Genomic DNA, 13,750 nt, shown 5'->3' on the forward strand with positions numbered 1-13,750 from the left:
ATTCCTCCATCGTTATATAAGTTGGAGATAGTCTTCCAACAATTCCTTGATTCGTCCTAAGAATTTCGCGGCTTCCGCGCCATCTACAACCCGGTGGTCAAAGGAAAGGGAAAGAGAAATTCTCGGCTGGATTACAATTTGGCCGTCTTTCACTGCCGGTTTTTCCAGCATGCGGCCTACACCCAGAATGGCGATTTCCGGTTTATTAATGATCGGAGTAAACGTATCGATACCAAACATCCCCAAATTAGAAACGGTGAAGGTGCCGCCGGACATTTCGTCAGGTGCCAGCTTACCCTCTCTGGCTTTGGCAGCCAATCCTTTAGAAGCCTGTGCAATCTGCTCCACACTTAAGGTATCGGCATTTTTAATTACGGGAACAACCAAGCCGTTCGGAATGGCAACAGCCATACCGACATTTACTTCTTCGCAGGCTTCAACCCCTTCTTCAGGAAAAAAGCGGGAGTTTATTGTCGGATTTTCCCGAAGGGCCTTGGCAACTACTTTAATCATTAAATCATTATAAGATGGTTTAAGGCCGGTGCGTTTTTCAATTCCCGGTATAATTTGTTTGCGTAAGGCTACCATGCCTGACATATCGGCCTCGGTATTCAAAGTCACATGCGGTGCAGCCCAGGATTCGGTCATATTTTTGGCGATTGCTTTACGCAAACCGACCAGCGGGTTACGTTTCCCTGTTGCTGCAGGTTGAACTGCAACCGTTGGGGTAACGACAGCTTCCACATCACTCTTCATGATTTTGCCGCCGATACCCGATCCGGAAACAGCCGCCAGGTTAATCCCTTTAGCCTGTGCAATTTTTTGCGCCAGCGGGCTGGCTTTAAAGTTTTTCACATCTTTTTCGATAATCCGTCCCCCTGGCCCGGTCGGAGGAACCTGATGTAAATCGATGTCTTCTTCGCGTGCTACCCTTTTGGCTGCCGGGCTGGCTTTTATTTTGCCGGCAACACCGGCTGCCGCGTTTGGTGCGGCGGCCGGCTGAACAGCTGCCGGATCAGGAGCCGCCTGGGTTTCGGCTGCCGGTTTGGCAGCCGCGCCTGTTCCTATCTTTTCACCCGGTTGCCCAATATAAGCAATCGGCTTATTAACCTCAACCACATCACCCTCTGCCGCCAGCAAAGCCAGAACTTCGCCGGTAGCCGGAGCCTCAACTTCCATATTGACCTTATCCGTCATAATTTCCAGCAGGATTTCGCCTTCGCTTACTTTGTCGCCAACCTGTTTGGCCCATTTCACAATGGTTCCCTCTTCCATGGTCATTCCCAGTTTGGGCATCAACAATTCCGCTGCCATTCCTATTCCTCCTGTTTATACAATTTCCCGAACGGCTTTTACAATATCCTCGACCTGAGGCACAGCACTTTTTTCCAATTCCATGCAATACGGAATCGGAACATTTTTTCCGGCCAGACGTTTAATCGGTGCGTCCAGATAGTCGAATGCTTCACTTTCGATCACTTCAGCAGCCACTTCACCGCCAAAACCGCCCCGTTTACAAGCCTCATGCACAATAATCAGCTTGCCTGTTTTAATGACCGACTTAACCAGAGTCTCTTTATCAAACGGCACCAGGGTGCGGGGATCAATAATTTCGATATCGATACCGTCTTTCGCCAAAATTTCAGCCGCTTCTAAGGCACGGTGAACCATTACGCCGGTGGCCAATACCGTTACGTCCCTGCCCTGACGCTTTACATCGGCTACGCCAAACGGAATGGTATATTCGCCTTCCGGTACTTCGCCCTTCCGGTTATAACAGGTCTTGGTTTCAATGAATACAACAGGATTATCATCACGAATGGCAGTCTTTAATAACCCCTTTACATCATAGGGGGTAGTTGGCATGACCACTTTTAATCCCGGAACATGCACCAGCCAATTTTCCAAACTTTGCGAATGCTGTGCAGCCGCCCCGGTTCCCGAACCGCCCGGTAAGCGAAGTACCATCGGAACTTTGGCCTTGCCGCCAAACATGTATCTCATTTTTGCAGCTTGATTGACCAGGGAATCCATCGCAATAGTGACAAAGTCACTGAACATGATTTCCGCAATCGGACGCATACCGGTTACAGCTGCACCAGCCGCCGCACCGGAAATAGCCGCTTCAGAAATCGGCGTATCACGCACTCTTTCCTCGCCAAATTCATCCAGCATCCCCAGCGATACCCCAAACGCACCACCATAAACCCCCACATCTTCGCCCATCAAAAACACATTTTCATCCCGGCGCATTTCTTCCTGCATAGCCTGTCTTACTGCCTCTTTATATGTTATCAATGCCATCGTAAACACTCCTTTGCCGTATTATGCGTATACGTCTTCTTCTAAGGTTTCAATTCCAGGGTAAGAACCCTGCTGGGCAAATTCCACAGCACGGGCAATATCTTCCTTGGCAGCTGCCGTCATGACCTCGCATTCGGCCTGCGTGCATATTTTATTATCTACCAGATATTTTTCGAAGGCCTTGATCGGGCATTTTTCCTTCCAGGACTCGATTTCTTCTTTAGTCCGGTAGCGATTGGCATCACTCTTGGAATGTCCCAGCCAACGGTAAGTAAGGCCCTCAACAATCGAAGGCCCTTCGCCTCTTCTGGCCCGTTCAACGGCTTCCAGTGTGGCCTCATATACTTTCAGCACGTCATTGCCATCAACAGTAACTCCCGGCATGCCGTAAGCTACGGCACGCTCAGCCACGTGCTCTATTTTCATGCTCCTCTGCGTTGACATAGACATGCCGTATTTATTATTGGTGCACATAAACACAACCGGAAGTTTCCAGATAGCAGCCATGTTTAAAGATTCATGGAATGATCCTTCGTTACTGGCGCCATCACCGAAATAACAAAGAACCACTTTACCCGTTTTTTTCATTTGCTGGGTCAGAGCGGCACCAACGGCAATGGCAAATCCACCGCCGACAACACCGTTCGCTCCCAGATTGCCTTTTTCCAGATCGGCAATGTGCATGGAACCGCCCTTCCCTTTGCAATAACCATTCGATTTCCCCATAAGTTCAGCCATCATCAGATTCACATCGGCATCCTTACCGATACACTCACCATGTCCACGATGGGTACTGGTAATTAAATCGTCCTCCCTGAGTGCTGCCGTCGACCCAATGGCAAAGGCTTCCTGGCCTATCGATAAATGCGTCGTGCCATGGATCATTCCTTTAGCAAAAAATGCATCCACCTGCGATTCAAAAAAACGCGTATGCAGCATTTTTCTGTACCATTTCAACAATTCTTCCTTCCTTACTTTCATTCGTATTCCCTCCTGTATTTTATTGATCTAGCTAAACAGACATGTGACAATACAGACCACCCCTTGGGACAGGGTTCATTGCCCAAAGCACATTTGTCTAGCAATTGCACTTTTGTGCAGATAGAGACAAAAAAATTTGGTCAATCAGCTACTTTGAGTATTTCCTGTGCCGTAATTTCATCAGTTACCAGGACATTCATACAACCGCCCCGAATGGCACCCAAAATGGCCAGCGCTTTATTCTTCCCCGAGGCTACACAAATTTTCCAGGGAATCCGCTTAATATCTTCAAAAGGGACAGAGATCACCCGTTCACTGACAAAAGAATGGATAGGGTTGCCATTCACATCATAAAACCAGCCTAACAAGTTTCCCACAGCGCCCATAGCACGGAGCTCAGCCATATCCCGGACCGTCAGAGCATTACTGATGACCAGGGAACCGTCATCACTGACATCACCAAGTCCAAACAGACCTTTTGTACAACTGGTGGCTTTGCTCAAAACCCGTTTCACATTTTCATCGCTCAAAAGAGCCTTTTTAATTTCCGGTGTATCCATCATGGCCGGAGTATTAAGCCACACGCCGTTGGCATGCAGGCGCCGGGCAATTTGCTTGACGATTTCTTCCGGATTAATTTTTTCGCTGCTGTTTAAACCGCCCATTAACTGGACTACCGTAATATTAAGCGGCTTTTTCAATCCCAGAAACTTACCCACCTCATATAGGGAAGATCCCCAAGCAATACCAACGATATCACCATCTGCCAGAATACTTTCCAAATAATTGGCACAAGCTTTTCCCGCCCCTTCTTTTGATTCGTCCACACTATTGCCCGACGGAACCACAAGGGCTTCCAAAAAAGGGAATTTTTGTTTCAAAGCATGCTCGGTATCCAGACAAGCCCGGTACTCGGAGTCAATATGAATTTCAACAATTCCCATGTTTTTTGCTTTGGCCAGAGACCGCGTAATTTTCGTACGGGAAACGTTAAGTTTTTGGGCAATTTCTCCTTGTGTCAAATCCTGCACATAATACATCCAGGCAATTCTTGTCAACAAGGATCTTTCCGCACTGTTATCCATATCCCATCCCTTTCTGAACATATGTGCATAAAAAAATCATTTGTTCATATCTTGTATTTTTATCATAGCCTTTCTTTTTCTTTCTGTCAATATGCTTTCCTTTACGTTCATCTTATTTCCCGAAAATTCCCGTTCTATGCTTGCACTACATTTTTCTTTATACTGAAACTACCCAAAGAGCACGCTGAACGAGGAGGAATTTTATGTACCGGGCTTTTACGCTGTACACTGATCAACTGCGGAGAATTCCGGATAGAGTAGACGAAAATGCCAAGAAAAACCCGCTTGCGCTGTGCGGTCACCCTGGTGTCCGATAAGGACAAATGCCTGAAAATGCTGCAACAGGCAGGTCACGACTGGATTTACTTGGATGAGGAACAAGTATGCGACTGGCAATAGTCTTGCTGCAGAATAAAGGACCTGCGAGGTTTCACCTCGCAGGTCCTTTATTCTGCAGCATTGACCTTTCCTCTGGCCAGGGAAGCCAATATACCGGCGGCCGATATGACCGTAAAAATCAAAAAGGCCGTCCGGGAACTGGTAAGCAGCAACTGGTCGCTTCCCTTTTCGACCCCCGTGTTGCCGGCAGATAAAAGCAATGTGACAATCGCCATGCTGACTGTCTGCCCAACCAGGCGCATACTGGATAAAATAGACGAGGCCACCCCATAATACTGTTTCTCCACCGCGCCCATAATGGCATTATTGTTCGGAGAAGCAAACAAGGCAAACCCCAAGCCAATCATCCCCAGATTGGCCATGACAAGCCACAGCGGAGTAACCTCCGTCAAAAAAATAAACAGCAGCAAGCCCAGGGTACATAATCCCATCCCCAGGGACGCCACTATCCTGGGCTCCGTACGGTCCGACAATCTCCCGGCAAAAGGTGAAAATGCAGCCATCAAAAGAGGTTGTGCCAGCAGAACCATCCCGGCCATTTGGGAATCGTACCCTTTTACAATCTGTAAATACAAAGAAAGTAAAAAACCAACAGCAAAGGTGGCGCTATAATTAATCATAGCTGCCAGATTCGAAAATAAAAAGACAACATTCCGGCGAAAAAGGCCGAGATTTAAAATCGGATAAGGCTGCCGCCGTTCGTAATATAAAAAGAACAGAAACAATAGCAAGCCCAGACCAAATACGTATTTCGCCCACTCCGTTTCTGCTGCGGAAGAAAATCCGTACAACAGCGCCGCCATGGCAAGAACATAGCCGAGACTTCCGGCTGTGTCAAACGGCTCGTCCTGTGCGCCCTTCCACTCCCCCTTAAGCCGCCATAAAGCCAGCGCCAGGGCAAATACACTGATAGCAGCCGTAACGGCAAATATGCTGCGCCACCCAAAGTAATGATTTAAACCGCCCCCGACTACCGGTCCCAGGGATAGCCCGAGATAAACAACTGCAACATTGAGTCCCATGGCTCGCCCTCTTTTTTCCGGAGGATACACCAGAGAGACGATGGCAATGCCGGTGCTGAATATCATAGAACTGGCCACTCCCTGACAAATCCGGAAAAAAATCAGCGTCCACATCGACCAGGCCAGCGCCAGCATAACAGTAGAAACCGAAAAAAACGAAATACCGATAAGAAAAATCTTTTTCTTTCCCACAATATCGGCCAGTCTGCCAAAGGGCAGCAAAAAGGCAGTGGAAGACAACAGGTAGGCCGTGATCACCCAACTGAGTAAGAAAGTGTCTCCGCCAAACTCAGCTCCTATGGAGGGAATGGCCAAATTGACCGAACTGCCCATAAAAGGAGTTAAAAAAGAAGCGGCCATTACAATAATCAGCGTAACCGCTTCCCTGGAAATTCTATTGTACATATGCGCCTCCTGCCTTCAAACGAACAGAATCTTACTAACTAATACATAACTTTATTCCTATTATATCCCTAACTCTCTTTTTTTGTATATGAAAAGTTTACTTATCAAAATTGCCATCTGGAATTACGAAAAAGTTTCTTTAGGATATAGTTTGGGAAATTCACTTTTTTTATTCTTGAAAATGGCAGTGTTACGTAAAGATCGAAAATTACAGCCTGAGACGCACAGAGACACCTGCCGGGAAAGCCACTGCTTTTCCGTTCAGGTGTCCACCTGCTCTTCATTTACTCACAAACGTTGCTGCACACCAGGCTGTGCCCTCTTCCCTGTCGGCTTAAAACAAGCTGGCCGCAGCCATACTGGCCAGATCAGCCAATGGTCCGGGATAAATTCCCAGAAGCAAAGTGGCTACCAGACTGAGCATCGCCGTACAAGTCAGCGAAGTACTGACACTATAGCTGTGCCAGTCTTTGGCCTCTCCCCAATACATAGCTTTGGCAACCAGCAGGTAATAGTAAACCGATATCATGGACATGACAAACCCCAGCAAGGCCAGCCAGAGATAGCCCTGGTCTACTACTGCCAGAAACAAATACAGCTTTCCGGCAAAACCGGCCATCGGCGGGATACCGGCCATAGACAGCAAGGAGACGGTCATAACTACGGCGAGCAGCGGCGCCTTCCGGCTCAAACCGGAGAAGGCCTCAATATCTTCCGCTCCGGTATGCATTTTCACTGCCGTGATCACGGCAAAGGCCCCAACGTTGGCAAATACATACAGCATGCCGTAAAACAGAATCCCCTTGATTCCTGCAGCGTTGGCCGCCACCAGTCCGCACAGCAGGTAGCCGGCCTGCGCAATAGACGAATAGGCTAGCAGGCGTTTTATATTGCTTTGATTCATGGCGATCACATTGCCGACAATCATACTGACTGCCGCCAACGCCACTATAACCGGCAGCCACATGCCGGCCAAAGCCGGTACCGCCTGCAACAAAATACGTAACAGCACGGCAAATGCCGCCATTTTAGAACATATAGCCAGCAGGGCTGTAACCGGAACCGGAGCGCCTTCATAAATATCCGGCGACCACATATGAAACGGTACAGCAGCAATTTTAAAGCCGAGACCGATCAACACCATAGCGCAGCCGGCCAGCATAGCCGGTACCGGGCGCACGGCCTGTATAATCCCCTCGAAAGTCACACTTCCCGTATAACCATAAATAAGACTTAACCCATACAGCATAACTGCCGATGAAGCGGCACTCAACACCAAGTATTTGACACCGGCTTCACCCGACCTGCCATCATTGAAGTGATAGCCGACCAGAATATAAAAGCTGACATTCATGACTCCCATACCAACAAAAAAGGTAATCAGGTCATTCGCCGAAGCAAGCATCATCATTCCTAAAACCGAAAATACAATCATGGCGTAAAACTCGCCGACGTGTCGTGGCAGCCGATCCACATAATCAAATGAAAACAGCAGGGTAAGCGATACAGCAGCTAAAAAAAGTATTTTAAAGAATGCGGCATAACGGTCCAATTGGTACATATCCGCATAGAAGGTTCCCGCAGCACCAAACTGATTTATGACCACCAGCATGATACCGGTAAGGCCGAAAACAGCCAGATAGCCAATACTGCTTCTTGTTTCCCGGTCCGGAAGCAATAAGTCAAGGACAACTAAAAATACGGCTAGACACACCAGTAAAATTTCCGGGCTGATTAATAGAAAATTCATCGCCATATCCCCCCCCATAACGCCGGTGCATCCTGAAGGCTTGCCAGAAGCGGCAGCATGTTCTGCACTTCATTGCTTATTTTTTGCATCAACAGATTGGGAAACAGGCCAAAAGCAATCAATACGGTACCCAGTACCAATAACGGCACCAATTCCGGCCCCCGTGCATCCCGGTAATGGTCAAGCTCCTGACGTCTGGGACCAAATAAGACATTAGCCAATAGTCTGAGCACATACAACGCGGTAAAAATAATACCGGCAATAGCTAACACGGCAAACAGCGGATACCGGCTGAAACTCCCTACAAAAATAGTGAATTCAGGCACAAAACTGATAAGGCCCGGCAGTCCCAGGGAGGCCATCCCCGCCAGCATAAAGCCGACAGCCACACGCGGCATTTGATGGGCCAGCCCCCCCAGCCCGTTCATTTCCCGGACATGCGTCTTTTCATAAACATAACCGATCATGGCGAAAAAGAGTGCGCTCATAATTCCATGGGCAAACATGTTGGCTACCGCCCCGCTGATACCCACTCCATTTAAAGCGGCCAGTCCGATCAGTACATACCCCATATGAGAAACCGAAGAATAACCGATGACATATTTCAGGTCTTTTTGTGCCAGCGCGATAAAAGCGGCATACAACACATTAACAACGGCCAAACCGGCAATCAGCGGGGCCCAGAACTTCATCCCCAGCGGCAATACCAAGAGTCCGATGCGAATTAAGCCATATCCGCCGATTTTTTTCAAAACCCCGGCATGAATCATGGATACAGCCGTGGGAGCACCGGCATAACCGTCCGGAGACCAGCTGTGAAAGGGCCACATGGAAAGCAAGGAACCAAAACCAAGCAGCAATAAGAAAAAGGAGAAAATTTGAAACTCTTCGGACAGATGCCCCAGTTGATGGGCCTTAGCCAGCAATTCCATACTAAAGGTACGCGCCCCTTCGGGAAAAGCGTTAAGATAAAGGGCCACAATACCCACCAGCATAAATGCGGAACCAAGTAATAGATAGATGGTTAATTTCATGCCGGCATATTCTTTGCTGACCCGTTTTGTCGAGCCCCAGATGATGACCATGATATAAATGGGAATGACCACCAATTCATAAAACAACAGAAAGATAAACAGATCGCGGACAATGAAGGTTCCGGTTACCCCCGCCAATAATATCAGCAGTAAAATAAAAAATTCTTTTGGACGTTGTTCCAGATTCCAGGAAGCAAAAACGGCGGAAAAACCAATTAAAGCCGTCAATAATAAAAAGGGTAGTGAAACACCGTCAACACCAACGGAATAACTGACTCCCAAATCGGCAATCCAGGGAATACTTTGTGTAAACTGCATGCCGCCGGCCGTAAAATCATATCTCCAGTAGGCATAACTTGCCAGAAGAGCTACCGCACCCATAATAGCTGCCGCTATAACCTTAATGCCTTTAGCCGCCAATGGAGGCATAAAAGCCAATATTACCGCGCCTGCAACCGGCAGCAGCAGGATGATTGTTAATAATGGAAAATCATTCATCTCATTGCCCTCCTAACAAGGCCGCCATAGCCAGGGAATGGCCTCCATACGTAAACCACAATAGTGCAATTACTGCGGCGCCGAAAAACACCAAAGCATAATGCTGCACCTGACCGGTCTGCAGCCGTCTCAGTAAATCGCCGGAGCCTTTCGTGAGCCAGGCCAGCAGATTGACAAATCCATCCACAATATGAACATCGATCCAGGCCAGCATCTTGCCCAAACCATCGACCAGTTTTTGATTGATCCAGGCATACAATTCATCTACATAAAATTTATGATAGCTTAACCGGTACAACACGCCAAATTTCGCTTTAAGTACGGCCGGCTGGATAGTCCCTGCACCGTAGATGCTCCAGGATAGTGCTATAGCGGCAACAGCTGCGACAACAGAAGAAACTGCTACCACCAAGTTGACAGGCTCCGCATGGGTTTCACCAAAGTAAATCCAGTGACCAAAACCGGTGGCATGCGGAATGTAGCCGCCAACAACGGATAAAAGTCCCAGCACCACCAAGGGAAATACCATAGCCGGTCCCGACTCATGCGCCTGAAAGCTTGAACGCGGGCTGCCGAAAAACGCAACAAACAGTAACCTGGCCATATAAAAAGCCGTTAAAAAGGCGGTTACCAGTGCTATCACATAAAGCGGCATACTGACGGCATAGGCGGCAGCCAGAATTTCATCCTTGGAATAAAACCCGGCAAACGGGGGAATACCGGCAATGGCAACCACACCAATGCCCATGGCGGCAAAGGTAAGCGGCATCTGTTTCCTCAATCCCCCCATTTCGAAAATATCGGCTTTGTCGTGAAGTGCATGTAATACCGAACCGGCCGCTAAAAACATCAAAGCTTTGAAGAAAGCATGGGTCATCAAATGAAACATCGAAGCGGTCAGGCTGCCAACACCCAATGCCAGCATCATATATCCCAGTTGACTGATGGTGGAATAGGCCAGTATCCGCTTTATCTCCCGCTGTGTAACGGCAATGACGGCGGCAAACAGGGCGGTAAAGCCGCCAACCCAGGCAATGAGTCCCAGAACCCCCGGCAAGGCGTGAAACAGCGTATAGGAACGGGCAATCAAATATACACCGGCCACCACCATAGTCGCGGCATGAATAAGCGCCGATACCGGGGTCGGCCCTTCCATTGCATCCGGCAGCCAGACATGCAGGGGAAACTGCCCGGATTTGCCAACTGGCCCGATAAAGATTAAAACAGCCACCATAGTCAATAACGCCGTACCATGTTCGGCAACATAAGCGGGGATAGCAACCCCCAGTTTGGCAAAGTCCAGAGTACCGAACAGAATTTGCAGCAGCAGTATGCCGAGCAGCAAACCGAAATCGCCGATACGTGTGGTCATAAAGGCCTTTTTGGCAGCCTCCCGCGCTGATACCTTATGGAAATAATAACCGATCAGTAAATAAGAACACAAACCAACCAATTCCCAGAAGACGTACATTTGCACAAAATTGACGGCGATGACCAGCCCCAGCATAGAGGCCGCAAACAATGACAAGAACGCATAAAACCGGGAAAATCCGGGGTCGCCGGCCATATAGCCCAGCGAATAAATTTGCACCATTAAAGAAACCAGAGTAACGACAAACAGCATCATGGCTGTCAGCGGATCAATGTAAACGCCCATGTCCACCGTTAATCCGGGAACGGTAAACCATGCCGCCCGGTACAGCAGAGGTTCCGCTACCGTAATATTTTGTGCAATGACTCCACCGGCCACCCCTAAAGCCAGAACAAAACTTGCCAGACTCGCCAGGATGGCAACACCGGCAGCAATGTGCGGAACGCGGCGAAAAAGTGTCCCGCATAAAAGAAATGCAACAGCCGGCAGGAGCGGTATCAGCCAGGCATGCTCCAATGCATAACTATTCATTGTATAACACCCTCCTCACCATTTCATACTATTGAGCTTATCAGCATCAATAGCCGTATGGTCGCGATAAATGCGGAACACCAAAGCCAGCCCCACAGCAATCTCAGCAGCCGCCACAGCAATATTAAATACCGTAAATACCTGCCCCACCGGCTTATCCGGCGTTACAAACCTTGAAAATGCAATCAGATTAATATTGACCGCATTCAACATGAGTTCAATACTCATGAGCAAAGCAATCACGTTCTTTTTGCTAAACAAGCCATATAGTCCGATGCCAAACAGCAGGGCGGCAACAATGAGAAAATGTTCCAGACCAATCATGTTTCATCCGCTCCCTTAGCCAGAATAATCGCCCCCATCATGGCGGCAAGCAGCAGGACCGCGGCTGCTTCAAAAGCCAGAACATATTCGCCCAGCAGCAATTGTGCAATCACCGGCGCACTGTCTTCGATAGCACCCTGAACCGACTGCTTCCAGGGGGTAGCCGTCACAATCAGGATAAGAATACCGCTGAACAGCGCAGCGACAATCCCTGCGCTCCACCCCAGGCGGCTGGGAGGATTGCTGTCCTCCATTTCCCCTCTTACCGTCAGCATGATACCAATTACCACCATAACGGCAACCGCGCCGCTGTATACCAAAATCTGAACGGCTGCCAGATATTCAGCTTCAAGCAGTACATATAAGCCGGCCACACCAATAAAGGAAAGAGCGAGCAATAACGCGCTATGCACTAAATTCCGTTTAACAACCACACCGGCGGCCGCTCCTAATGTTACTAACGATAATAAGTAAAACGCTGCGGTATAAGCCAAATCGCCCACCATCACTCTCCTCCTTCCGTCTGACCGGCGGAGCCTGTTTGCGGCTCCGCTTGGCGCGCAGGCCGTTTTCTGCGGGCCCTTTCCATACAGTCGACATCTAATCTTTCCCGACGGTACTGGGAATTCTCATAATTCTTATCCCACAAAATGGCTTTGGTGGGACATGCTTCTATACACAAATCACAATACAGACAGCGGCCCGAAAGATGCTTATAAGAGGTTAGCCGCTTTTTTTTGTTCTCCCCCATTTCCGTAGAAAGATCAATGGCTTGGTTAGGGCAACTCATGGCACACAGCCCGCAGGCGATGCACTTATCCAAATCCAAATCCAGGGCACCGCCACGAAAACGGGGTGACACCGGCAGTTTTTTTTCCGGATACTGTACGGTAACTTTTTTGCCCATAAGCCGTTTAAACGTAATGCCCATACCCGTAAGCAATCCTTTACCCTGCATACATACCTTCCTCCTAACTCCACAGCCTGTATACGAATATTCCAACTCCGGTAACAACCACATTGGCCAGTGACAAAGGCAGCAAAACCTTCCAGCCAAAACCCATCATTTGATCAATCCGAAAACGCGGAAAAGTCCAGCGTAGCCACATAAACAAGAAAATCATAAAACCTATTTTCAGGAAAAACCATACCCATCCCGGTAGAAACGGTCCATGCCAGCCGCCTAAAAACAGAGTGACGGCAACAGCGGAAACAGCTACCAAATTGGCATATTCGCACAGAAAGAAAAATGCCCAGCGCATCCCGGTATACTCGGTAAACGGCCCGGCGATAATCTCCGATTCCCCTTCCACCAGGTCGAAGGGTGCCCGGTTGGTTTCAGCGGTGGCCGCAATTACATAAATAACAAAAGCAAACGGTTGCAGTAGAACGAACCATACGCCATCCTGTGCCGCCACGATGTCACTCATGCGCATGGAGCCGGCCAGCATCACAATTCCCAAAACCGAAAATACCAACGGAATCTCATAACTTAACATCTGCGCCACGGTACGCATACCGCCGATTACAGCATATTTGCTGTTGGACGACCACCCGGCCATCAGAAAAGGCAAGGTCGACTGTGCCGAAACGGCCAGAACAAAAAAGATGCCGATATTCAAATCTGCCAGTATGGCCGCCTCATCGAAAGGAAAAACGGCGTATACCATAGCGGCCGGAATGAACAGCAAAATCGGCGCCAGTATCCACATCCACTTATCTACACCACAGGGCATAATATCTTCCTTGCTTAATAACTTCAGCATATCGGCCACTGTCTGCAGCAGCCCCCCCGGTCCTACCCGGTTGGGACCAAGCCGAACCTGTATGAAGGCACTTACCTTCCGTTCCGCATATACCAAAACTAAAGCGGCCGAAAAAATAACAGCAAAAATACCGCCAATACCCACCAGCCCGACAATAAAATTGACGATTTCCGGACTGGGAATAAAATCGGTCAATACCCTGCGTATCAGTTCTGCAATTTTCGCCAGACCAAACAACTCGCTCATGATGTCTACTCCCTTTTTTATTCTTGCGGACCA

The 13,750-nt window shown here is 48.6% G+C and carries 13 protein-coding genes; 1 reads left to right on the top strand and 12 read right to left on the bottom strand.

The annotated features are described in order from the left end of the window. Positions 1–12 precede the first annotated feature (12 nt). The 4 genes from P22_RS04165 to P22_RS04180 all read right to left on the bottom strand — a co-directional run bounded on the left by P22_RS04165 (position 13) and on the right by P22_RS04180 (position 4,370). Entirely contained in the window at positions 13–1,314 is a 1,302-nt protein-coding gene (locus tag P22_RS04165) for a dihydrolipoamide acetyltransferase family protein (protein WP_054258952.1), read from the bottom strand. Between the two features lie 15 nt (positions 1,315–1,329). After that, a complete protein-coding gene (locus P22_RS04170; RefSeq protein WP_054258953.1) occupies positions 1,330–2,304 on the bottom strand; it encodes an alpha-ketoacid dehydrogenase subunit beta in 975 nt (324 codons plus the stop codon). A gap of 21 nt (positions 2,305–2,325) precedes the next feature. After that, positions 2,326–3,285: a thiamine pyrophosphate-dependent dehydrogenase E1 component subunit alpha gene (locus tag P22_RS04175; RefSeq protein WP_054258954.1), complete on the bottom strand. Its 960-nt coding sequence runs from the start codon at positions 3,283–3,285 to the stop codon at positions 2,326–2,328. A gap of 140 nt (positions 3,286–3,425) precedes the next feature. After that, positions 3,426–4,370 (bottom strand): sugar-binding transcriptional regulator, encoded by a 945-nt coding sequence (locus tag P22_RS04180; protein WP_054258955.1) that lies wholly within the window; start codon positions 4,368–4,370, stop codon positions 3,426–3,428. Positions 4,371–4,637: 267 nt separating this feature from the next. Between P22_RS04180 and P22_RS21335 the strand changes: the two genes are divergently transcribed. After that, positions 4,638–4,769 (top strand): hypothetical protein, encoded by a 132-nt coding sequence (locus P22_RS21335; RefSeq protein ID WP_255351779.1) that lies wholly within the window; start codon positions 4,638–4,640, stop codon positions 4,767–4,769. 47 nt (positions 4,770–4,816) lie between these two features. Here the strand turns inward: P22_RS21335 and P22_RS04185 are convergent, their stop codons facing one another. The 8 genes from P22_RS04185 to nuoH form a co-directional block, all read right to left on the bottom strand. After that, positions 4,817–6,196, bottom strand: a complete 1,380-nt coding sequence (locus P22_RS04185; protein WP_054258956.1) for an MFS transporter — start codon at positions 6,194–6,196, stop codon at positions 4,817–4,819. Positions 6,197–6,530: 334 nt separating this feature from the next. Continuing rightward, a complete protein-coding gene (locus P22_RS04190; protein WP_054258957.1) occupies positions 6,531–7,946 on the bottom strand; it encodes an NADH-quinone oxidoreductase subunit N in 1,416 nt (471 codons plus the stop codon). After that, complete coding sequence (locus tag P22_RS04195; protein ID WP_054258958.1) at positions 7,943–9,478, bottom strand: complex I subunit 4 family protein; 1,536 nt, start codon at positions 9,476–9,478, stop codon at positions 7,943–7,945. The genes P22_RS04190 and P22_RS04195 overlap by 4 nt, the downstream gene beginning before the upstream one ends. 1 nt (position 9,479) lies before the next feature. Then, a complete protein-coding gene (gene nuoL, locus P22_RS04200) occupies positions 9,480–11,381 on the bottom strand; it encodes an NADH-quinone oxidoreductase subunit L (protein ID WP_054258959.1) in 1,902 nt (633 codons plus the stop codon). Positions 11,382–11,396: 15 nt separating this feature from the next. Next, the gene (nuoK, locus tag P22_RS04205) at positions 11,397–11,702 is read right to left on the bottom strand and encodes an NADH-quinone oxidoreductase subunit NuoK (protein ID WP_172675806.1); all 306 of its coding nucleotides are present in this window, start codon (positions 11,700–11,702) and stop codon (positions 11,397–11,399) included. Continuing rightward, entirely contained in the window at positions 11,702–12,211 is a 510-nt protein-coding gene (locus tag P22_RS04210; protein WP_069972753.1) for an NADH-quinone oxidoreductase subunit J family protein, read from the bottom strand. The genes nuoK and P22_RS04210 overlap by 1 nt, the downstream gene beginning before the upstream one ends. After that, on the bottom strand, positions 12,211–12,663 hold the full coding sequence (locus tag P22_RS04215) for a NuoI/complex I 23 kDa subunit family protein (RefSeq protein WP_054258961.1): 453 nt from the start codon (positions 12,661–12,663) through the stop codon (positions 12,211–12,213). Before P22_RS04215 ends, P22_RS04210 begins: the two co-directional genes overlap by 1 nt. Positions 12,664–12,676: 13 nt before the next feature. Continuing rightward, positions 12,677–13,717, bottom strand: coding sequence for an NADH-quinone oxidoreductase subunit NuoH (nuoH, locus tag P22_RS04220; protein WP_054258962.1), 1,041 nt, complete (start codon positions 13,715–13,717; stop codon positions 12,677–12,679). Positions 13,718–13,750: the final 33 nt, after the last annotated feature.

The sequence above is a fragment of the Propionispora sp. 2/2-37 genome (genome assembly GCF_001298735.1).
Lineage (GTDB): Bacteria > Bacillota > Negativicutes > Propionisporales > Propionisporaceae > Propionispora.